This is a genomic window from Microbispora oryzae (assembly GCF_017896165.1).
GTDB lineage: Bacteria > Actinomycetota > Actinomycetes > Streptosporangiales > Streptosporangiaceae > Microbispora > Microbispora oryzae.
This window is the reverse complement of sequence record NZ_JAFCNB010000004.1, coordinates 131,036-152,676: the sequence shown is the minus strand read 5'-3', so window position 1 is coordinate 152,676 and position 21,641 is coordinate 131,036. Positions and strand designations below refer to the sequence as shown.

General features: G+C 73.9%; 18 protein-coding genes and 1 riboswitch. Of the genes, 10 read left to right on the top strand and 8 right to left on the bottom strand.

The features are described 5' to 3' along the window. Positions 1-4: 4 nt before the first annotated feature. The 4 genes from JOL79_RS09405 to JOL79_RS09390 form a co-directional block, all read right to left on the bottom strand. A complete protein-coding gene (locus JOL79_RS09405) occupies positions 5-1,522 on the bottom strand; it encodes a pectinesterase family protein (RefSeq protein ID WP_210155332.1) in 1,518 nt (505 codons plus the stop codon). Between the two features lie 176 nt (positions 1,523-1,698). Next, the gene (locus JOL79_RS09400) at positions 1,699-2,544 is read right to left on the bottom strand and encodes an LLM class flavin-dependent oxidoreductase (RefSeq protein WP_210155331.1); all 846 of its coding nucleotides are present in this window, start codon (positions 2,542-2,544) and stop codon (positions 1,699-1,701) included. 196 nt (positions 2,545-2,740) lie between these two features. Continuing rightward, positions 2,741-3,499: an SDR family NAD(P)-dependent oxidoreductase gene (locus JOL79_RS09395; RefSeq protein ID WP_210155330.1), complete on the bottom strand. Its 759-nt coding sequence runs from the start codon at positions 3,497-3,499 to the stop codon at positions 2,741-2,743. An 80-nt stretch (positions 3,500-3,579) separates the two neighbouring features. Continuing rightward, positions 3,580-4,533 carry an AraC family transcriptional regulator gene (locus tag JOL79_RS09390; protein WP_210155329.1) on the bottom strand — a complete coding sequence of 318 codons (954 nt, stop codon included), beginning with the start codon at positions 4,531-4,533 and terminating at the stop codon, positions 3,580-3,582. 127 nt (positions 4,534-4,660) lie between these two features. On the opposite strand from JOL79_RS09390, the gene JOL79_RS09385 reads away from it, so the two are divergent. The 5 genes from JOL79_RS09385 (at position 4,661) to JOL79_RS09365 (ending at position 8,786) form a co-directional block, all read left to right on the top strand. Then, the gene (locus JOL79_RS09385; protein ID WP_210155328.1) at positions 4,661-5,215 is read left to right on the top strand and encodes an anthrone oxygenase family protein; all 555 of its coding nucleotides are present in this window, start codon (positions 4,661-4,663) and stop codon (positions 5,213-5,215) included. 71 nt (positions 5,216-5,286) lie between these two features. After that, entirely contained in the window at positions 5,287-5,520 is a 234-nt protein-coding gene (locus tag JOL79_RS09380) for a ribbon-helix-helix domain-containing protein (protein ID WP_210155327.1), read from the top strand. Then, positions 5,517-5,966, top strand: a complete 450-nt coding sequence (locus JOL79_RS09375) for a hypothetical protein (RefSeq protein WP_210155326.1) — start codon at positions 5,517-5,519, stop codon at positions 5,964-5,966. Before JOL79_RS09380 ends, JOL79_RS09375 begins: the two co-directional genes overlap by 4 nt. 216 nt (positions 5,967-6,182) lie before the next feature. Next, positions 6,183-7,121: a ZIP family metal transporter gene (locus JOL79_RS09370; RefSeq protein WP_210155325.1), complete on the top strand. Its 939-nt coding sequence runs from the start codon at positions 6,183-6,185 to the stop codon at positions 7,119-7,121. 93 nt (positions 7,122-7,214) lie between these two features. After that, positions 7,215-8,786, top strand: a complete 1,572-nt coding sequence (locus JOL79_RS09365; RefSeq protein WP_210155324.1) for a M28 family metallopeptidase — start codon at positions 7,215-7,217, stop codon at positions 8,784-8,786. 167 nt (positions 8,787-8,953) lie between these two features. Here JOL79_RS09365 and JOL79_RS09360 read toward each other — a convergent pair whose 3' ends face one another. After that, complete coding sequence (locus JOL79_RS09360; protein ID WP_307848476.1) at positions 8,954-9,958, bottom strand: family 2 encapsulin nanocompartment cargo protein polyprenyl transferase; 1,005 nt, start codon at positions 9,956-9,958, stop codon at positions 8,954-8,956. A 507-nt stretch (positions 9,959-10,465) separates the two neighbouring features. Between JOL79_RS09360 and JOL79_RS09355 the strand changes: the two genes are divergently transcribed. Continuing rightward, a complete protein-coding gene (locus tag JOL79_RS09355) occupies positions 10,466-11,443 on the top strand; it encodes an aldo/keto reductase (RefSeq protein WP_307848429.1) in 978 nt (325 codons plus the stop codon). 101 nt (positions 11,444-11,544) lie between these two features. Here the strand turns inward: JOL79_RS09355 and JOL79_RS09350 are convergent, their stop codons facing one another. From JOL79_RS09350 to JOL79_RS35385, 3 genes are all read right to left on the bottom strand, one after another. After that, on the bottom strand, positions 11,545-11,868 hold the full coding sequence (locus tag JOL79_RS09350; protein ID WP_210155323.1) for a nuclear transport factor 2 family protein: 324 nt from the start codon (positions 11,866-11,868) through the stop codon (positions 11,545-11,547). 67 nt (positions 11,869-11,935) lie between these two features. Next, on the bottom strand, positions 11,936-12,223 hold the full coding sequence (locus JOL79_RS09345; RefSeq protein ID WP_210155322.1) for an SDR family oxidoreductase: 288 nt from the start codon (positions 12,221-12,223) through the stop codon (positions 11,936-11,938). A gap of 62 nt (positions 12,224-12,285) precedes the next feature. After that, the gene (locus JOL79_RS35385) at positions 12,286-13,311 is read right to left on the bottom strand and encodes a helix-turn-helix transcriptional regulator (protein WP_210155321.1); all 1,026 of its coding nucleotides are present in this window, start codon (positions 13,309-13,311) and stop codon (positions 12,286-12,288) included. A gap of 229 nt (positions 13,312-13,540) precedes the next feature. Then, positions 13,541-13,660, top strand: a riboswitch (cobalamin riboswitch). Positions 13,661-13,885: 225 nt separating this feature from the next. On the opposite strand from JOL79_RS35385, the gene JOL79_RS09335 reads away from it, so the two are divergent. Genes JOL79_RS09335 through cobO form a run of 4 tightly spaced genes read left to right on the top strand, consistent with a single transcriptional unit; the run spans position 13,886 to position 21,640 of the window. After that, positions 13,886-15,415, top strand: a complete 1,530-nt coding sequence (locus JOL79_RS09335; RefSeq protein ID WP_210155320.1) for a cobyric acid synthase — start codon at positions 13,886-13,888, stop codon at positions 15,413-15,415. Positions 15,416-15,464: 49 nt separating this feature from the next. Continuing rightward, a complete protein-coding gene (gene cobN / locus JOL79_RS09330; RefSeq protein WP_210155319.1) occupies positions 15,465-19,007 on the top strand; it encodes a cobaltochelatase subunit CobN in 3,543 nt (1,180 codons plus the stop codon). After that, positions 19,004-21,025: a putative cobaltochelatase gene (locus tag JOL79_RS09325; protein ID WP_210155318.1), complete on the top strand. Its 2,022-nt coding sequence runs from the start codon at positions 19,004-19,006 to the stop codon at positions 21,023-21,025. The genes cobN and JOL79_RS09325 overlap by 4 nt, the downstream gene beginning before the upstream one ends. Continuing rightward, entirely contained in the window at positions 21,026-21,640 is a 615-nt protein-coding gene (gene cobO / locus JOL79_RS09320) for a cob(I)yrinic acid a,c-diamide adenosyltransferase (RefSeq protein ID WP_210155317.1), read from the top strand. Position 21,641 lies beyond the last annotated feature (1 nt).

Below are 21,641 nucleotides of genomic sequence, written 5' to 3'. Positions count from 1 at the left end.
CGGTTCAGCCGATCGGGCGCCAGCCGTCGGATCCGGCCAGGTATCGCTGCGGGGTGTAGTTGGCCGCCTGCGCGTCGCTCATCTGCGGCCGGTTGGAGTTCACACCGGCGCCCGCCCCGGTGTTCTTGTACTCGAAGAACCGGGCGTTCTTCCATGAGTTGCCCGACATGTCGGTCCACGGCTGGGAGGTCTTGATCGTCGAGCTGAGGGTGGACTCGCGGTAGAGCACCTGGGCGCTGGGCCCCCACGGGCGGCCCAGCTGCGTGGTGTTCGCGGTGGCGCCGGTGATCCGCGATCTGTAGATGAGGAAGCCGTACGTCTTGGCGGGGTCGGTCCTGGCGGCGGTGATGGGCGCGCCGGTGCTGCGCTTCTCGTAGATGTCGCTGTTGTCGATCACGATGGTTCCGTCGCCGAAGATGAAGTCGACGGTGCCCTCGACGTAGGAACCGCTCATGTAGGCGCGGGCGGACGCGTTGACCAGGAAGGTGTCCTGGTCGCCGAGCAGCCGCACGTTCGACAGGACCGAGCGGTCGGCGTTGAGGTTCAGCGCGACGGCCTGCTGCCCGACGGTGGTGGAGTTCTCGACGTAGTCGTTGGAGATCGTCAGGTTGGTGAGGGCGGCGTCGTGGCCGTTGACGAAGGCCGTGGCGCTGTTGAAGGTGCCGTAGACGTCGGCGTTGTGGTTGTTGACGATCACCACGTCCCTGGGCGACGAGCCGAGACCCTGCAGGGTGATGTACGGCTTGTTCGCGGGAATGGTGACGATCTCCCGGTACGTCCCCGGTTTGATCGTGATGACCTTCCGGCTGGCGTTGCCGGTGGGCACGGCGTCGATGGCGGCCTGCACCGTCCGGTACCTGCCCGTCCCGTCCGCCGCCACCGTGGGCGTCCCGGTCGTGGGCGACGCGCTGGGCGACGCGCTGGGTGACGCGCTGGGCGAGGCCGACGGCGACACCGTGGGCGATGCCGTGGGCGATGCCGTGGGGCTGGCCGAGGGAGACGCACTGGGGCTCGCCGACGGCGACACGCTGGGGCTCGCGGTGCCGGTCGAACCGGTGCAGGTGACGCCGTTGAGCGTGAAGGCGGCCGGCTTGGGGTTGGACCCGGACCAGGCGCCGTTGAAGCCGACGGAGACGCTCCCGCCGGTCGGGATCGCGGCGTTCCAGTCCAGATTTCTGGCGGTGACGTCCTGGCCGCTCTGGCTCCAGGTCGCCGACCAGCCGGAGGTCACCGCCTGACCGGAGTCGGGGAACCGGAACCCGAGCGTCCACCCGTTGACGGCGTCGCCCAGGTTCTGGATCGTGACCGAGGCGCTGAAGCCGCCCGCCCAGTCGCTGGTGGTGTAGGTGACCGCGCACCCCGTCGCGGCCGCCGCCTGTGTGACGGGCCAACCGGCGGCGAGGCCGCCGACGACCAGCGCGGTGACGGCGGCGGCCGTCCGCCCTCCGGACGGTCGCGCGCGGAGGGCGCTCTGGCGATGTCCACGCGCCGCGGACGGGCGCGCCGATTCCGATGCGTTCACAGAGGGTTCCTTTCGACCTTGCCGTTGGCTCGTGAATCATCGGATTCTCGCCCGCCACACGAAAAGCGCCCGTCCGGTGGCATATGCGTTCCACCAGGCCAAAAGGATTTCCGGCCCGAGGATTTTGAAATTTTCAGATTTATTCCGAAATTTCGAGTTATTCGCCGCTGCTTACGTCACACGACGTCGGCGAGCCGGTCCACCTGTTCCGGATCGAGGCCGTAGCAGTAGAGCATGACCTCGTCGGCGCCCAGGTCGGCGAACCGGGCGATCGCGTCGCGGATCTCGCCGGGCGTGGTGAGCATTCCGGCGACCATCCGATCGGCCATGCCAGTGAAGCTGTAGTAGGCGCCCATGGCCGCGCGGGCGTCGTCGATCACGTCCTGAGGACCGAGAGCGGCGTTGACCTGCGCGACGATGCGGGGCGCGCCGGCTCTGCCGTACTCCTCCCAGTGCCCGCGGACGGTGTCGAAGAGGCGGCCGGCGAACGCGGGCGCCGCGGCGGCGAGAAAGCCGTCGCCCCAGCGCGCGACGCGTTCGAGCGCGGCGGGCGCGAAGCCGCCGAAGAGCACCACGGGACCGCCGGCGCGGGCGGGCGCGGGACCGATCGGGCAGTCGCCGTCGCCGTACGGCTCGCCGGACCACACGCGGCGCATCACCGCCATCTGTTCGTCGAGGCGGCGGCCGCGGCTTCTACGGTCGGTTCCGGCGACCCGGTAGTCGTCGTCCCGGCCGCCGATGCCGAGGCCGAGGATCAGGCGGCCGCCGGTCATCCGGTCGAGAGTCGCCGCCTGCTTGGCGAGCAGGAGGGTGTCGCGCAGCGGGGCGAGCAGCACCTCGGTCTGGACGCGTACCCGCGACGTGGCGCCCGCGAGGACGGCGAGGGCGACCAGCGGTTCGGGGTTGTGGTAGACGAGCCGGTCGAGCAGGGCGAGGGTGCTGAACGGCCCGCGGTCGACGCGCCGAGCCCACTCGGGCAGGACGGCAGGGTCGCCGACGGGCAGTCCGATACCGACGTTCATTCGTGAGACCTCCGGATTGAAGGGACGGCGAATTCCGCTGCCGCCCCTCCGCCACCTCGTCGAGGTCTGGACGCTCCCGCTCTGCGGCGTGCTTCTGGAGAGCGCCAAATCGAAGTGATCGCACGATAGGGCGAACGCCGCCCGCCCGGCAAATCGGCCGCCGGGCCAGAGCCGGCCCACGCGCCGGCGGGACCGCTCATGGCCGGCCGAATCGGCGTGCGAGAACGCGGAAGGGACCGGGGGCGGCCCCGGCGAGACGGGCGGGCAGCCTCAGCCAGCCCGGCACGAAGGTCTCCGCCCGGCCCCGCTCCACCGCGCCGACGATCGCCCGGGCCACCCGTTCCGCGGGCAGGGGGGCCGGACGCGAGCGGCCGTACGGTCTGCCGCGTCGCTCGAAGAACGGCGTGTCGACGACGCCGGGCAGCACGACGGTGACATGGACGCCGGACACCTCATACCTGAGGCTCTCGGCGAAGGCCAGCAGGCCCGCCTTCGTCGCGGAGTAGACCGCCTCCTCCCGCACGCCGACGGCACCCGCGATGGAGGCCACGTAGACGAGGTGGCCCCGGCCCCGCGCCGTCATGCCGGGCAGCAGCGCACGGGTCAGCCGGATCGGAGCGGTCAGGTTGACCGCCACGAGGCGCTCGACCGCGCCGGCCGGCATCTCGGCGAGCGGGCCACACCAGCCTTCACCGGCGTTGCCCACCAGAACGTCGATCTGACCGGCCCGCTCGGCCAGATCGTCCACGTCCGTCCTGAGATCGGCGAGGAGGACCCGGCCGCCGGTCCGGGCCGCCACCGCCTCAAGTGCCTCGCGGTCGCGCCCGGTCAGCACGAGACGGGCGCCTCGTGCCGCCATGGCTGTGGCGGTCGCCGCGCCGATGCCCGAGGACGCACCGGTGATCAGCACTCGCGCCCCCGCCAGCGCCCCGTCCGCTGCTCTCGTCACCGCCATCCGCGCCTCCCTGTGACCTGGTCTTCCCCCCGGCGGAGGCACGGAAGCGACCCCAACGGGCCGGGTCCGCTCCCATCGCGTTACGAGTCGTCACCCGCCGGTTCGGGGCCGCGGCGGTACTCCCGCGGGCTGACCCCGTGCACCCGTTTGAAGGCGACGCTCAACGCGAAGGCGCCGCCGTACCCGACCTGCCGCGCGACGGCCGCCACGGTGGCGTCGGTGCCGCGGAGCAGGTCGGCGGCGAGGGCCAGGCGCCATCCGGTGAGGTACGCCATGGGAGGCTCGCCCACGAGGCCGGTGAAGCGCCGGGCGAGCGCGGCGCGGGAGACGCCGGCGTGTTCCGCCAGCGCGGCCACCGTCCAGGGGCGGGCGGGTTCGCGATGGAGCTCCCGCAGCACCGGACCCACGACCGGGTCGGCGTGGGCCCGATACCAGGACGGGACGCCTGCCTGAGGGCGCGACAGCCACGCCCGCAGGACCGTGATGAGCAGCAGGTCCAGCAGCCGGTCGAGCACCGCCTCCTGGCCGGGTTCGTCCTTGACGATCTCGTCGCGGAGCAGCGGGACGAGCGGCGGCCCGAGGGCGCCGGCGGGGAGCACCGCCAGCGCCGGCAGGACGTCCAGGAGACGGCGGCTCACCTCACCGCGCATCTGGTAGGTGCCGGTCAGCATCGTCGTGGCGCCGTCCAGGCTGTCGCCCCAGGTCCGGACGCCGAGACGCATGGCGTCGCCGAGCGGCTCCCCCGCCGGGGTGGTGCACCGCTGACCGGCGTGGATCACGACGCGGGGCGGGAGCCCCGGGTCGGCGGCGACCGTGTACGGGCCGGGTCCGCGCAGGACGGCGACGTCACCCGGGCCGAGCCGCTCGGCGGGAGCCTCGTCCGGCACCACCCACGCCTCTCCCTCGACCTGCGCGAGGAGGGTGAGCGGGGCCCGGTCCTCGACGCGGAGCGACCAGGGCGGCGTGAAGATCGAGCGCATCAGGAAGGCTCTGCGCGCCCGCGGACCGTCGAGGAGGTGCGCGAGTGCGTCCACGTGCCCAATGTAGACGCGCGCGTATGGGAACGCGCGTCTCGGCGATTGCCCGTCTCACGCCCTCCCACTTGACTGGGGTCTCACGAGGGCCGGTCGCACGCGACCGGCCGCAGGAGAGAGGAGACGCATGCCGGGGTTCCTTCCGGCCGCCGCGCTGCTGGTCGCGACGCTGACGTCCGGCCTGATCGCCGGCCTCTTCTACGCGTACACCTGCTCGGTCATGCCGGGGCTGCGCCGAGCGGGCGACCGGAGCTTCGTCGACGCGATGCAGCGGATCAACGTCGCGATCCTGAACGGCTGGTTCGCGCTGACGTTCGCCGGAGGACCACTGGCGACGGCCGCCGCGGCGGCGCTGCACCTGGGGTACGGCCAAGGGGACGGCGGAGGTGACGTCGGAGGTCTCGACGGCCTGCACCGCGGGCGGCACGACGGGGGCGGCGTGCTGCCGTGGACGGTGGCCGCGCTGCTGTGCCATTGCGCGATGCTCGTGATCACCTTCGCGGTCAACGTCCCGCTGAACAACCGGCTCGACGCGGCGGGGCCGCCCGAGCGGGTCGCGGATCCCGCGCTCGTCCGCGCGCGGTTCGAGGCGCGCTGGGTGCGGTGGAACCTGGTGCGGACGCTCGCGTCCGTCGCCGCCTTCGCCTGCCTCCTCGCCGGCATGACCGCGCAGGCCGGCTGACCTTCGCCGGAGGATCGCGTAAATCGCGGAACCGGTGGACCGCCAAGGTATGACTGGGTAACCTCCCAAGTATGACCAAGAAGATTACGATCTCTTTGCCGGACGAGCTGGCGGACGAGGCGCAGGCGTCGGGGAACGCCTCCGCCTACATCGCCGCGGCCCTCCGCGAGCGGCGCCGCATCCAGGGCGACCTCGCGATCATGGCCGATTTATGGGGGCCGGACTGGCAGGACGGCATCAGCGATGAGGACCGCGCCCGGGCGGCCCACCTCCTCGGCGGCGACGCCACGGCGGACGCGGCGTGACCGACCCCGTCCCACCGGCGGGGGCGCTCTCCGGGCACGTGCTCGACGTCGACGCCGCCACCCACCTCGTCGAGGGCAAGAGCATGTACGGCAGGGCGGTCGTGCGCCAGTCGTCCGCACACGGCGTCACACTGCTCATCCCCGCCCTCGCCGTGCAGATCCTCTCGCTGGGACCGGCCCAGCCGCGGCTCGAACGGTTCCTCCGCATGTCGATGGTCGTGACCGGGGCGCTCTCCCCCGGCGACGCGGTGGCGGGCGGCCCCTACGCCCAGGCGATCCTGGCGAGCCTGCGCCGCCATCGGCCCTCCGTGCCGGACGCCGAACTGGCGGAGGTCCTGGTCGCCGCGCACGCGGCCGTCCTCGCCGCGCGGCGCGGGTGGCGGATCATCACGACCACGCCGTACCTCTATGAGGGCCTCGACCTGCGGATCGAGATCCTGCCCTGACCTCCCTCGCGCCGGGAACCGGGATCCGCGCCTCCCGCCGCTTCGAATCACCGCTTCGAATCACCGCTTCGAATCACCGCTTCGAATCACCACCTTGACGCCCCCATCGAACGGTCTCGACCGCTCCCCCCGCCGCCGCCATGTGTAAACGAAGGGTAATTGGACAACTACTATGAGCGAGCGGATGGTCGAGCAAGCGACAGGAGGTGCGCCCGTATGCCGGCATCGGCGGCCGAGTGGGCCCTTACACCGGTGCCAGGCGTCTCGGCGCCTCCGCCGGGAGCGGTGGGGGCGGTGCTGCTCGTGTGCGCCTCCACGCTCGTCGGCGCGGCACTGGCCCGGCGGAACTTCGAACGCCTGACCGTGTGGCTGGCGACGGCCTCCGCCACCATGCTGATCACGGCGCTGGTCGACCTGCTGCCCCGGCTCTGGACGGAGGCGGCCCGATCCTCGATCCCGCTGTGGGCGCTCGGATCGTCGGGCGGCTTCGGCTTCGTGGTCGTCGCGTACTTCACCCGCCGCGGCTGCGCGTGCCCGGGTGACGGGGAGCAGCCGGGGGCGCACGCGCCCGGCCTGCACCGGAGGGCCACGCGGAGCGTCGAGGCGGCCCTCTACGGAGGTGTCGGCACCGCCGCCGCGCTGACCCTGCACCGGGCCCTCGAAGGAGCCGCCCTGGCGCTGACCGCCTCCGTCGTGGTGATCGTCGCGCTGGTCGTGCACTCCGCCAGCGAGGGCATGACCCTGGGCGCCCTTCTGGCCGTCGCGGGGCGGCGACCGGCTCCGTGGCTGGCGCTGTCCTGTATCGGCCCGGCGGCCGGGCTGCTGATCGCCTCCCTCGGCCGGCTCCCCACCGCCTGGGTGCCGATCCTGCTCGCCATGGTGATGGGGGTGCTGTGCCGCACGGCCTATGTCGGCATAAGGCTGGCGGCCGGCCGGCAGCGCGACGGCCGGCTGTCCGGGCGGCAGATCGCGATCGCCGCCGTCACCGCGACCGCCGCGGGCGCGCTCATGGCCGGCGCGCACACATTGGGCGGCCCGGACGGCGCTCCCCGTCCGAATCCTCTTTCGCCCGGCGCCGCCCCCGCGCGAACCGCGTTCCCGCACCTGGCGCCCCCGTGCGGGCACGCGATCCGACGGCTTCCGTTGACGGCCTGATTGACAGCCCTTCACGGATCACGTGATGGCGGCTAGTTTTCCTGATCAGTAGTTATCGGGAGATCTCGGTCATTGGACCCGAAGGAGAGCCCAATGCGCATCACCCTCGGCATGCGGGCCGGCGTCGCCACCGCGGCGGCCGCCCTCATGCTCCCCCTCCTCCAGGCGCCCGCGAGCGCCGACCCCGACCCCGGACAGGTGGCGCGGTCGATAGCGGTCGCCGGCATCAAGAAGCACCTGCAGAAATTACAGGACATCGCGACGGCGAACGGCGGCACCCGCGCGGCCGGCACCCCCGGCTTCACCGCCTCGCGCGACTACGTGGCCGCGCAGCTCAAGAAGGCGGGCTACGAGGTCACCGTGCAGCCGTTCGAGTTCCCCTACTTCCAGGAGAACGCCACCGCCGTCCTCCAGCGGGTCTCGCCCTCTCCCCGGACCTACACGCCGACCCCACCCGACGGCAGCGCCGTCGGCGACTTCGCCACCATGACGTACTCGGGCTCCGGTGACGTCACCGCGACCGTGCGCAACGTCGACCTGACGCTGCCGCCCGGGCCCACGGCCAACTCCTCGACCTCGGGCTGCGAGGCGAGCGACTTCGCCTCGTTCACCGCCGGCGACATCGCCCTGCTGCAGCGCGGCACCTGCAGCTTCCAGGTGAAGGCCGAGAACGCGCAGGCCGCCGGCGCGGCCGGGGCGATCATCTTCAACGAGGGCCAGCCGGGCAGGACCGAGACCCTCCAGGGCACCCTGGGCGCGCCGACCGTCACGATCCCCGTGGTCGGCTTGAGCTTCGCCGCCGGCGAGGAGCTCGCGGGCATGACGGGCGCCGTCGTGCACGTCAAGACGGACACCATCAGCGAGACCCGGACGACGCAGAACGTCATCGCCGACTCCAAGTGGGGCGATCCCGACAAGGTCGTGCAGTTCGGCGCGCACCTCGACAGCGTCCCGGCCGGGCCCGGCATCAACGACAACGGCTCGGGCAGTGCGACGATCCTGGAGATCGCCGCGAAGCTCGGCAAGATCCCGACCAGGAACAAGCTCCGCTTCTCGTTCTGGAGCGCGGAGGAGCTGGGACTGCTCGGCTCGGAGCACTACGTCTCCAGCCTCTCCCCGGCCGAACTGGCGAAGATCAAGCTGTACCTGAACTTCGACATGGTCGCGTCCCCCAACTACGCGCTGATGATCTACGACGGTGACGACTCGGACGCGCAGGGCGCCCCGGCCGGCCCGGCGGGCTCCGACGAGATCGAGAAGCTCTTCGCGAAGTACTTCGACACGCTCCGGCAGGGACACGTGGGCACCGACTTCGACGGCCGGTCGGACTACGGGCCGTTCATCGACGCCGGCGTCCCGGCCGGCGGCCTGTTCACCGGCGCGGAGGGCGTCAAGACGCCCGAGGAGGCGGCGCTGTTCGGCGGCACCGCCGGAGAGGCCTACGACTCCTGCTACCACCAGGCATGTGACGGCATCAACAACATCAACGACAAGGCACTGCTGCTGAACGCCGGGGCGATCGCCACCGCCGCCGTGGTCTACGGGTTCAGCCGCGACCTCCCCGGGCCGGACACCCGCGCCGCCACGGCGCGCGCGGCCACGGCCCGGACCGCGAACGCGGGCACCGGCGCCACGGCGCACGCCGGTCCCCAGACCGCGGCCTGACAGCCAGGGTGCGTGGCCGTTCCCGGCGGAACGGCCACGCACCCGCTGGGGCCCGGCCGTGTGGTTCCGCGGCTCAGGCCCGCGATTCCGGCCTGTGATTACGGCCTGTGGTTCCGGCCGCTGGTCCCGGTGAGCGATGTGGATCACTATGCGGATCAGTGGGCGGATCAGTGGTCCCGGTCGGTGACCAGCCGGGCGAGAGTCGCGAGCTCGGCTCCGGCCCTGGACGACCCGGCCGCGGATTCCGGGATCGCCGCCTCCAGCCGGGCGAGCGCCTCGGCCAGCAGGTCGTCGGCGGTGGCCCGCACCCAGTCACGGCCGCCGGCGTCCTCGACGAGCCCGGCGGCCCGCTCCAGATCTCCGGGCGACAGCGGGCTCTCGCCACGATAGATCTCCGCGAGTTCGGCCGCGGCCGGGGCGCCCGAGGTGAGGGCGGCCACGACGGGCAGCGACTTCTTCCTGCTGCCGAGGTCGGAGTGGACCGGTTTCCCGGTGACCGCGGGGTCGCCCCAGATGCCGAGAAGATCGTCCACCAGCTGGAAGGCGAGGCCGAGGCGCCCGCCGAAGACCCGCAGATGCTCGGCCTGCTCGTCGGTCGCCCCGCCATACCGGGCCCCGAGAGCGCAGGCGCAGGCCATGAGCACTCCCGTCTTGCCCTCCGCCATGCGGAGGCACTCCGCCAGGCCGACGTCGGACCGCCGCTCGAACTCGACGTCGGCGCTCTGGCCGTCAAGCAGCGCCTGGACGCACGCGCCGAGGGCCCGTCCGCCGTCCTCGGCCCGCGGGCCGTCGGCGAGCACCGTGAACGCCAGCGACAGCAGGGCGTCACCGGCGAGGATGGCGGCGGTCGTGCCGAACACGGTCCAGGCCGTGGGACGGTGGCGCCGGGTAGTGTCCCCGTCGATCACGTCGTCGTGCAGCAGCGAGAAGTTGTGCACCAGTTCGACGGCGGCGGCGGCCGGGATGGCCTGCTCCGCCTGCCCGCCCACGGCTTCGGCGGCGAGCAGCGCGAGGGCCGGCCGCAGCGCCTTGCCGCTCCCCGCGTCGGTCGGCCGCTCCCGCTCGTCCCACCACCCGAAGTGATAGCCGGCCACGCGGCGCATCGGCGGGGCCAGCGTCGCGACCGCCTCGCGCAGCGACGGGTCGAGCACGTCGCGCGCCCAGCCGAGGATCTCGTCGGCGGGCCGGGGCGCCCGCGCCCCCGGTGTGCCGCCCGAGGCCGCCCGGGGCGTCTTCCGCGTTCTGTGGGAGTCGACCGTCACAGCGTTCACCACCCCATCGGTTCGGGACCATCGGAACGGCGTGCCGGAAAAGCGCCGGACACCCTGTGTGTACCCCGAGCATCCGCGGTGGGCACCGCCGCGCCCGTCACCCGTGGCGAAACGGGCCGCACACGGCCCGCCCCGGTTCCGGCCTCCCCCTCGGCCGGCGTCCGCGTGGTGAATGCGGTCTGCCACAAACGTCCGACATTTGCCGAATTGATTATGTGGCTGGGCAATTTTGGGTGTCAATCGTCGATGGGAGGCGTGCTGCGCTGAATGTCCGGCGGCGGCCCGGTGCCCTTCGGAGGCACCGGCGGGAAAGGGAGCCACCGGCCTCGGGGTTAGGGTGTGGACGTGGACGATCCGGCTGCACGACCGGCGGCGGAACCGGCTGCCGACCCGGGTGAGGATCCGGGTGTGAATCCGGCTGTGAACCTGGCCGCGCGACCGCTCGGCCGTACCGGCCTGCGGGTCACCCCGGCCGGTCTCGGCCTGGCCGCTCTGGGCCGCCCCGCGTACATCACCCTGGGACGCGACGAGGACCTCGGCGACGACCGGGGCGTGGAGACGATGCGGGCGCGGACCTGGGCGGTGCTGGACGCCGCCTGGGCGGCCGGCGTCCGCTACGTCGACGCGGCCCGGTCCTACGGCCTGGCCGAGGAGTTCCTCGCCGGTTGGCTGCGGGACAGAGGCGTCCCGCCCGGCGCGGTGACGGTCGGCTCCAAGTGGGGTTACCGGTACGTCGGGGGCTGGCGGCTCGACGCGGAGCGCCACGAGGTCAAGGAGTTGTCCGCGGAGCGGTTGCGCGTGCAACTGGCGGAGACGACGGCGCTGCTCGGCGATCACCTGTCGCTGTACCAGATCCACTCGGCCACGGTGGAGAGCGGCGTGTTCGACGACCCGGAGGTGGCCGAGGGCCTGCGGGCGCTCCGCGCCGGGGGCGTGGCCGTCGGTCTGTCCACCACCGGCCCCCGCCAGGCCGAGACGATCGACCGGGCGGTCGAGTCGGGGCTGTTCGACACCGTGCAGTCCACCTGGAACCTGCTGGAGCGTTCGGCGGAGGGCGCCCTGGACCGCGCCCACGCGGCGGGCCTCGGTGTGATCGTCAAGGAGGGCGTCGCCAACGGGCGGCTGACGGCCCGCGCCGCGCCCGCCGCCCTCGCGGAGGCCGCCCGCGAGCGCGGCGCGACCCCGGACGCGCTCGCGCTGGCCGCCGCGCTCTCCCGGCCCTGGGCGGGGGTCGTGCTGAGTGGCGCGGCGTCGCCCGGCCAGCTGCGCCAGAACCTGGCCGCCACGGCGGTCGCCTGGGACGACGACCTGGAGGCGCGCCTGTCCGGCCTGGCCGAGGACGCCGAGCACTACTGGGACACCCGGGCGAGGCTCGCCTGGTCGTGACCCGGCCCCCAGCCGCCGACCGGCCGGACCCGCGGCTCCGCGTGCCCCGGCGAGCGTCCGGCCGGGCCTCGACCCCGCCGGATCCCCTCGCGCCGGATGCCCTACGGGCGGATCGTCATCCGCGACACCCGATCGCCCGCCACCCGGAAGGCGAAGTGGCTGGGACCGTTGAACCCGTTCCCGCCGACCTGCGCGGCGACGACCGTCTCCCCGTCCTGCTCGGCGACGCGCGTGATCGCCAGGCTGACCTGCTTGCCGATGAACTCGGCGTCGCTCCAGTCGCGGATGCGGCCGGCCCCGCGGAACTCGCGGCCCCAGTCGTCCACGACGCCGTCCTCGGTGAAGGCCGCCAGGAAGGCCGCCGTGTCCCCGGCGTTGGCGGCGTCGAGCAGGGCCCGTACGGGCTCCGGCGTCTCGTCGGTCATCGTTTCTCCCGTTCCATGCTCGGGCAGCTCAGTGATCAAGCGGCCCGGTGATCAAGCAGCCCGGTGATCAGATCGCTCCGCCGTTGACGGGGATGACCTGACCGTTGACCCACCGGCCGGGCCCCGCCAGGAAGGAGACGATCTCCGCGACGTCGGCCGGCTCCCCGAGGCGCTCCAGCGGCGGCTCGCTCGCGATGCGCTGGACGAGTTCGTCGCTCTTCCCGTTGAAGAACGGCGACGTCGCGATCGGGCCGGGCGCGACCGTGTTGACCGTGATGTCGCGACCGCGCAGTTCCCGGGCGAGCATCAGGGTGATCGCCTCGACCGCGACCCGGCTCTCCTGCTCGGTAATCATCGACGCCCCTCATCGGTCGCCCGGCGTCACCGGACGCCGGGCCGTTGACCAGGATGGCGAGTTCAGGCGCCGTCGTTCTCTCCCTCGATTGCGGCGGCATCCCCCGGGATTGCGCCATCGGCGGGCACGAGCCCGTGCGACCGGCGGAACTCGCTCGGGGCGACGCCGTACCGCCTGCGGAACGCGGCGGCGAACTGGCCGGGACTGCGGTAGCCGCAGGCGATGGACACCTGCAGGATCGTCTGGGAGGTGTCACGCAGCAGGTCGGACGCGTGGTCGAGGCGCAGCCGGGTCAGGTAGCGGTGCGGTGTGAAACCGGTCGAGCTCGCGAACATCCGCAGGAGGTGATACTTGCTGAGGTTCGCCTGGGCGGCGAGATCATCCAGACGGATGTCCTCGTGGAGGTGCTCGCGCATGTACGAGGTGACCAGGCCGAGGGCGCGGGGCCCGAGGACCGCCTTCCCGGACGCCGCCGGGCCGCCGGACCACGGGCTCGCGGGCCCCGGGCCCCCGGTGACCGGGGAGACCCGTCCGTGGGCGCGGTAGAGCAGGTGGACCGCGAGCGTCTGGGCGAGCGAGTCCGCGTAGAGAGGGCCCACGCCCTCCCGCAGCCCCCGGGAGATCGCCCGCCCCGCGGCCACGACCAGCTGGTCGTCCAGATGGAGTGCGTCGGGCAGCGGCCCGGGGGTGCGCAGGCCCTCCTCGCCGAGCAACCGGCAGGTCTCCTCAACCAGCGCCCCGCCGATGTGGATGTGAAGTGACTCCAGCGGCTCCGGGGCGGTGCTGCGCCAGCGCAGCACGCTGACGTTGCCGGGAGCGGTCACTCCGACCGAGCCCGGGTGGTAGGCCGCCCGGCGCCAGGAGCGGCCCTTACGGCTCTCGATGAGGTAGCTGCCGCTCGTCACCAGCACGACGAGCAGATCCGGGGACGCCGCGGTGGCGAACTCCTCCGCCACGGGCGAGTCGCGGTACGTCCGGGCGAGCAGGGTGCGCCACCCCAGGTCCTCACTGGACAGCAGACGCCGGGCGGGCAGGGCGCTCTCCGCGGTCCGGCTGCGGCCGAACGCGTCCGCAGGCGTCCTCCGCACCCGCGAGTCGTCCCCAATGGATGTGCCGTTTTCCCCCATTTACCGGCAACCCTAACCCATCGTCCCAGTTCAGCATGGTCGCCCCCCGGCCGCCACAGGCGCACGGCCGGAGCAGGCGACGATCACCAAAATGGGACAACCCAGTTACCTAGGTCGGTTTCGGATAGAACGTGCCTTGCCTACCCCTTGGTCGCGGGGTGTATGTTTGCAGCCGCAAGCGACGGATGTGGAGGAAGCCGGTGTGATTCCGGCGCGGTCCCGCCACTGTCACCGGGGAGCGATCCTCACCACGCCACTGCCCACGGGCGGGAAGGCCGGGGAGAGCGTCGATCCGGGAGCCAGGATACTCCGGCCGTCGGATCTTCGACCGGGGGCGCGGACCCCCAGGGAGGACGCCGTCATGGCCGTGCCCGGCCTGCGCGAAGGCACCTCGTTGCCGATCGCGCCCCCCGCTTCCTGACATGCCGCACGGCGGCAGGATCGCCCACTCCCCCGCACCCGGCGCAACCGAAATAGCCGGCACACCCGACATAGCGGGCGCAGACGACATGCGCGACGGTGAGCGGGGGCCGCGATGAGCGGCGCGCTGCTGGTCGCGGGCACCACCTCCGACGCCGGCAAGAGCGTGCTGACCGCCGGCCTGTGCCGGTGGCTGGCCCGCCGCGGCGTGCGGGTCGCGCCCTTCAAGGCGCAGAACATGGCGCTCAACTCCATGGTCACGGCCGACGGCGGGGAGATCGGCCGCGCCCAGGCCATGCAGGCCGCGGCCGCCCGGGTGGAGCCCGAGGCGGCGATGAACCCGGTGCTGCTCAAGCCGTCAGGCGAACGGCACTCCCACGTCGTCGTGCTGGGCCGCGCCCACGCCGACGTGGACGCGATGTCCTACCGCGACCACAAGATGCGGCTGCTCGACGTGGCCGTGGACGCGCTGGCCGATTTGCGCCGCCGGTTCGACGTCGTGATCTGCGAGGGCGCCGGCAGCCCGGCCGAGGTCAACCTCCGCGACCGGGACATCGCCAACATGGGCCTGGCCCGCGCCGCGGGCCTGCCCGTCCTCGTCGTCGGCGACATCGACCGCGGCGGTGTGCTGGCCCACTTCGCCGGCACGCTGGCCGTGCTCGACCCGGCCGACCAGCGGCATCTGGCGGGCTTCGTCGTCAACAAGTTCCGCGGCGACCCGGCGCTGCTCCAGCCGGGGCTCGACTGGCTGCGCGCGGCAACCGGCCGCCCGTGCCTGGGCGTGCTGCCCTGGCGGTCCGGCCTGTGGCTCGACGTGGAGGACTCTCTCGACCTGGACAGCCGTCCCGGGCTGTTCACCCCGCCCGTCGGCCCCGACGTGCTCAACGTCGCGCTGGTACGGCTGCCGCGCATGTCGAACGTCACCGACGCCGACGCGCTGGCGGCCGAGCCTGGCGTCGCCGTGCGGCTCGTCACGTCGGCCGCCGAGGCCGAGGAGGCCGACCTCGTCGTCGTTCCGGGCACCCGGGCGACGGTCTCCGACCTGAACTGGATGCGCGAACGCGGCATCGACGCGGCGCTGCGCCGCCGGGCCGCCGCGGGCCGGCCGGTAGTCGGTGTGTGCGGCGGCCTGCAGATGCTCGGCGCGGTCATCGACGACGAGGTGGAGAGCCGGGCCGGCCGGATCGAGGGCCTGGGCCTGCTGCCGGTCCGCACCGAGTTCGGGCCCGAGAAGGTGCTCGCGCTGCCGAGCGGCCGCTGGCGCGGCCACGAGGTCACCGGCTACCAGATCCACCACGGCCGGGTGCGGGTGGAGGGCGGCGAGCCGTTCCTCGACGGCTGCCGCGTGGGCCAGGTCTACGGCACCACCTGGCACGGCCTGTTCGACGGCGACGGCTTCAGGCGGGCCTTCCTCGCGGAGGTCGCGGCCGCCGCCGGGCGCGACTGGCGGCCCGGGACCGGGACGTTCGCCGAGCGGCGCGAGGCCCGTCTCGACGCCCTCGGTGACCTGGTGGAGGAGCACCTCGACACCGACGCCGTGTGGCGGCTCATCGAGGGCGGGGTGCCCGCCGGGCTCCCGCCCGTCGCCATGACCCTCGGCGCTCCCGGCGCCGGAACGCCGGGCGGTTCCGTGGAGGGCGGATGACCTCCGCGACCCATCCCGCCGCCACTGTGACGCTGGAGGACGATCCCGCATGACGATGCTGCTGCTGTCGGCGGCCGACACCGAGCTCCTCGCGGCCCGCCGCAGTGGGGCGTCCTGGCGGGTGGCCAACCCGGCCAGGGTCGCCGCCGCCGACGTCCCGGCCCTGGTGGACGGCGTGGACGTCGTCGTCGTACGGCTCCTCGGCGGCCGCAGGTCGTGGCCGGAGGGCCTGGACGCGGTGCTCGCCTCGGGCCGCCCGGTCGTGGTGCTCGGCGGCGAGCCCGCCCCCGACGCCGCGCTGATGGCGCTGTCGACCGTGCCGTCCGGGGTGGCCGCGGAGGCGCTCGCCTACCTCGCCGAGGGCGGCCCCGGCAACCTGCTCGAACTGCACCGGTTCCTGTCCGACACCCTGCTGCTGACCGGGGAGGGCTTCGCCCCGCCCCGCGGCACCCCGGCGTACGGGATCCGGCCGGGCCGCGTGCGGCACGGCGACCGGCCTCTGGTCGGCGTGATCTACTACCGGGCGCACGAGCTCTCGGGCAACACCGCGTTCGTCGACGGCCTGTGCGACGCGGTCGAGGCCGCCGGGGCCGACGCGCTGCCGGTCTTCTGCGGATCGCTACGTGGCGCCGATCCCGCGCTGTTCGACCTGCTCCGTGGCGTGGACGCGCTGGTCGTCACCGTCCTCGCGGCGGGCGGCGCGGTCGCGACCGAGGCCGTGGCGGGCGGGGACGACGACGCGTGGGACGTGGGGGCGCTGGCCGCGCTCGACGTGCCGGTGCTGCAGGGCCTGTGCCTGACCACCTCGCGGGCCGTCTGGGCCGAGTCCGACGCCGGGCTGTCGCCGCTGGACGCGGCCATGCAGGTGGCGGTGCCCGAGTTCGACGGGCGGCTCGTGACGGTGCCGTTCTCCTTCAAGGAGGACGGCCCGGACGGTGTGCCCGTCTACGTCGCCGACCCCGGGCGGTGTGCCCGGGTGGCCGGCCTCGCGGTCGCGCACGCCCGGCTGCGCCGGGTGCCGAACGGCGACAAGCGGCTGGCCGTCGTGCTGTCGTCGTATCCCACCAAACACGCCCGCGTCGGCAACGCCGTCGGCATGGACACCCCGGCCTCGGCCATCGTCCTGCTCGGCGCGCTGCGCGAGGCCGGTTACGACGTGGGGGCCGTCCCCGGCGACGGCGACACACTGATCCACGCGCTGATCGCGGCCGGCGGTCACGACGTGGAGTGGCTGACCGAGGAGCAGCTCGCCGCCTCACCGGCCCGGGTGCCGCTCGCCGCGTACCGGGAGTGGTTCGCGGAGCTGCCCGCCGGCCTGCGGGACGCGGTCACCGAGGCCTGGGGGCCGCCGCCCGGCTCGCTCTACGTCGACGGGGACGACATCGTCATCGCTGCGCTGCGGTTCGGCAACGTCATCGTGGCGATCCAGCCGCCGCGCGGCTTCGGCGAGAACCCGGTGGCCATCTACCACGACCCCGATCTGCCGCCGAGTCACCACTATCTGGCGACGTACCGCTGGCTGGCCCGCGACTTCGGCGCGCACGCCGTGGTGCACCTCGGCAAGCACGGCACGCTGGAATGGCTGCCCGGCAAGGGCCTCGGCCTGTCCGCGTCGTGCGCCCCCGACGCGGTGCTCGGGGACCTGCCGCTGGTCTACCCGTTCATCGTCAACGACCCCGGCGAGGGCACCCAGGCCAAGCGGCGCGGGCACGCAACCGTCGTCGACCACATGATCCCGCCGATGGCCAGGGCCGACTCGTACGGCGACCTCGCCCGGCTCGAACAGCTCCTCGACGAGCACGCCACCGTGGCCGCCCTCGACCCGGCCAAGCTGCCGGCCGTGCGGGCGCAGATCTGGACGCTGATCCAGGCCGCCCAGCTCCACCACGACCTGCACGTGGACGACCGCCCGGGCGACGCGGAGTTCGACGACTTCCTGCTGCACGTCGACGGCTACCTCTGCGAGATCAAGGACGTGCAGATCCGGGACGGCCTGCACGTGCTGGGCCAGGCCCCGGCCGGGGAGGCCCGGGTCAACCTGGTGCTCGCGGTGCTGCGGGCCCGGCAGGTGTGGGGCGGCGCGGCCGGCGCGCTGCCCGGACTGCGCGAGGCGCTCGGCCTGGCCGAGGGCAAGGAGGCCAGGGGCGAGGTCGACCGGTTCGAGGAGGAGGCCAGGCGCCTGGTCGGGGCCATGGAGGAGCGCGGCTGGGATCCGGCCGCGGCCGCCGAGGTCTCCCCCGTTGCCGGCGTCGCCCGGGTGCTGCGCTTCGCCGCCGCCGAGGTCGTGCCGAGGCTGGCCCGCACCACCGACGAGGTGACCCACGTGGTGCACGCGCTTGACGGCGGATACGTGCCCGCCGGACCGTCGGGCTCGCCCACCCGAGGGCTGGTCAACGTGCTGCCGACCGGCCGCAACTTCTACTCCGTCGACCCGAAGGCGATCCCGTCGCGGCTCGCCTGGGAGACGGGCGCGGCGCTGGCGGCCTCGCTGGCCGAGCGCTACCGCGCCGACACGGGCGCCTGGCCCCGCACGGTGGGCCTCACGGTCTGGGGCACCAGCGCGATGCGCACCCAGGGCGACGACATCGCCGAGGTCTTCGCCCTGCTCGGCGTGCGGCCGGCCTGGGACGACGCCTCCCGCCGGGTCACCGGTTTCGAGATCATGACGCCGGAGGAGCTCGGCCGCCCCCGCGTCGATGTGGTGGTGCGCATCAGCGGCTTCTTCCGCGACGCCTTCCCGCACGTCGTCGCGCTGATGGACGACGCCGTCCGGGCCGTCGCCGCGCTCGACGAGCCGGCCGAGATCAACCCGCTGCGCGCGCACGTCGCCGACGAGGTGGCCCGGCACGGCGACCACCGCCGGGCCACCAGCCGCGTCTTCGGCTCCAAGCCCGGCGCGTACGGCGCGGGCCTGCTGCCGCTGATCGACGCCCGCAACTGGCGGGACGACGCCGACCTCGCCGAGGTCTACGCCGTATGGGGCGGCTACGCGTACGGCAGGGGGCTGGACGGCCGGGAGGCCAGAGCCGACATGGAGTCGGCGTTCCGGCGCATCGAGGTGGCCGCGAAGAACCAGGACAACCGCGAGCACGACATCGCCGACTCCGACGACTACTTCCAGTACCACGGCGGCATGGTGGCCATGGTCCGCCACCTGACCGGCACCTCCCCCGCCGCGTACGTGGGCGACTCGCACGTGCCGGACACGGTGCGCACCAGGACGCTGGGCGAGGAGACGCGCCGGGTGTTCCGCTCCCGCGTGGTCAACCCCCGCTGGATCGCGGCGATGCGGCGGCACGGCTACAAGGGCGCGTTCGAGATGGCGGCGACCGTCGACTACCTGTTCGGCTTCGACGCCACCGCCGGGGTCGTGGACGACTGGATGTACGAGTCGCTGGCCCAGTCGTACGTGTTCGACCCGGAGGTGCGGGAGTTCATGCGCCGCTCGAACCCCTGGGCGCTGCGCGGCATCGCGGAGCGGCTGCTTGAGGCGGCCGAGCGGGGCCTGTGGGCGGAGCCGTCCGCCGACACCCTCGACGGCCTGCGGGCGACATATCTGGAGATGGAAGGCGACCTGGAGGCCGGCCGGTGACCGCGACGTATCCGTTCAGCGCCGTCGTCGGGCTCGACGACCTGAAGCTCGCGCTGCTGTTGAACGCCGTGTCCCCCGCCATCGGAGGGGTGCTCGTGCGGGGCGAGAAGGGCACGGCCAAGTCGACCGTGGTGCGGTCGCTCGCCGCCCTGCTGCCGCCCGTGGACGTGGTGACCGGCTGCCGGTTCTCCTGCGACCCGGCCGCGCCCGACCCCGCCTGCCCCGACGGGCCGCACGACAAGCCACACGACGGGCCACACGACGGGCCCCAGGCCCTTTCGCGGCCGGCCCGGCTGGTGGAGCTGCCTGTGGGTGCGAGCGAGGACCGGGTGGCCGGCTCGCTCGACCTGGAGCGGGCCCTGACCGAGGGCGTCCGGGCGTTCGACCCCGGTCTGCTCGCCGCCGCTCACCGCGGCGTCCTGTACGTCGACGAGGTCAACCTCCTCCACGACCACCTGGTCGACCTGCTCCTCGACGCCGCCGCGATGGGCACGTCGTACGTCGAGCGCGAGGGCGTGTCGGTGCGGCACGCAGCCCGCTTCCTGCTGGTGGGCACGATGAACCCCGAGGAGGGGGAGCTGCGCCCCCAGCTGCTCGACCGGTTCGGCCTCACGGTCGAGGTGCGCGCCACCCGCGAGCCCAGGGAGCGGGCGGAGGTGGTCCGCCGCCGGCTGGCGTTCGACGAGGACCCGGCCGGTTTCGCCGCCGCGTACCGGGAAGGCGACGCCGGGCTCGCCGCGCGCATCGCGGCGGCCCGGGCGCGGCTGACCCGCGTGACGCTGCCCGACTCCGCGCTGCGCCAGATCACCGCCGTATGCGCGGCGTTCGGTGTCGACGGCCTGCGGGCCGACCTGGTGACGGCCCGTGCGGCCGTCGCGCTGGCCGCGTGGGAGGGCCGCGACGAGGTGACGGGGGACGACGTGCGGGCGGCGGCCCGGCTCGCGCTCCCGCACCGCCGCCGCAGGGATCCGTTCGACGCGCCGGGGGCGGACGACGAGCAGCTCGACCGGGCGCTCGCCGAGGCCGCGCGGAGTGAGGAGGACGACGATCCCGAACCCGACCCCGACGGCGGGCCCGGCACGGACGGTCCCGAAGGCGGCCCCGGCAGCGGTCCCGGCACGGACGGCCCCGGCGACGCGGGCGACGCGAGCGGCCGTGCCGGGAACCGCGAGGAACCGCGCGGCGGCGACGGGAGCAGGGAGCAGTCCCCGGCCGCCCCGGGCACGCCCTACCGGCCCCGGCTGCTCGCCCCGCCCACGGTCGGGGAGGGCGGCCCGGCCGGGCGGCGCGGCCGGACCACGGGCGGCGCCGGCCGGGCGGCGGGCGCGCGCCCGCCCGCGGACCGGCTGCGGCGGCTCCACCTCACGGCGACCCTCGCCGCGGCGGCCCCGCACCAGCTCGCCCGGGGCCGTGACGGCGGCGGCCTCGTGCTGCGCCCGGACGACCTGCGCGAGGCGGTGAACGAGGGCCGCGAGTCCAACCTCGTGCTGTTCTGCGTGGACGCGAGCGGCTCGATGGCGGCGCGGGCCCGCATGACGGCGGTGAAGGGCGCGGTGCTGTCGCTCCTGCTCGACGCCTACCAGCGGCGCGACAAGGTGGGCCTGGTGACGTTCCGGGGCGAGGACGCGACGGTGGCGCTGCCGCCGACGTCCAGCGTCGAACTCGCGTCCGCCCGGCTGGCCAGGCTGCCCACGGGCGGCCGCACGCCCATCGCCGCGGGCCTGCGCCGGTCCGCGAACGTGCTGGCCACCGAGCGGCTGCGCGACCCGCGCCGCCGCCCGCTGCTGGTGGTCGTGACCGACGGCCGTCACACCGCCGGCCCCGACCCCGCCGCCGTGGCCGCCCGGCTGGCCGCCCACGGCGTCGCGAGCGTGGTCGTCGACTGCGAGCAGGGTCCCGTACGGCTGGGCCTGGCCACCCGGCTCGGCGCCGCGCTGGGCGGCGTGACGCTGCGGCTCGGCGACCTGGCGGCCGGTGACCTGGCCGGAGTGGTCCGCGACGTGAGGAGGGTGGCGTAGATGCCGCAGGGCAGGCCGGCCGCGGTGCCGGACGACGGGCTGACGACGCGGGAGCGGCGCAACCGGCCGCTGGTCATCGTGCACACGGGCGAGATGAAGGGGAAGTCGACGGCCGCCTTCGGGCTCGCGCTGCGCGCGTGGAACCAGGGCTGGCCGATCGGGGTGTTCCAGTTCGTGAAGAGCGCGAAGTGGCGGGTCGGCGAGGAGGCGGCGCTGCGCGCGCTCGGGCGCGTCCACGCCGAGACCGGCGAGGGCGGCCCGGTGACCTGGCACAAGATGGGCGAGGGCTGGTCGTGGATCCAGCGTCCCGGCACCGAGGCCGACCACGCCGCCGACGCCAGGGAGGGCTGGGAGCAGATCCGGCGCGACCTGGCGGCCGAGAGCTACGGGCTCTACGTGCTCGACGAGTTCACCTACCCCATGAAGTGGGGCTGGGTGGACGTCGACGACGTGGTGGCGACGCTGCGCGACCGGCCGGGACGGCAGCACGTGGTCATCACCGGGAGGGACGCCGACCCCCGGCTGGTCGGGGCGGCCGACCTGGTCGTGGAGATGACGAAGGTCAAGCACCCGATGGACGCGGGGCAGAAGGGCCAGCGGGGCATCGAATGGTGAG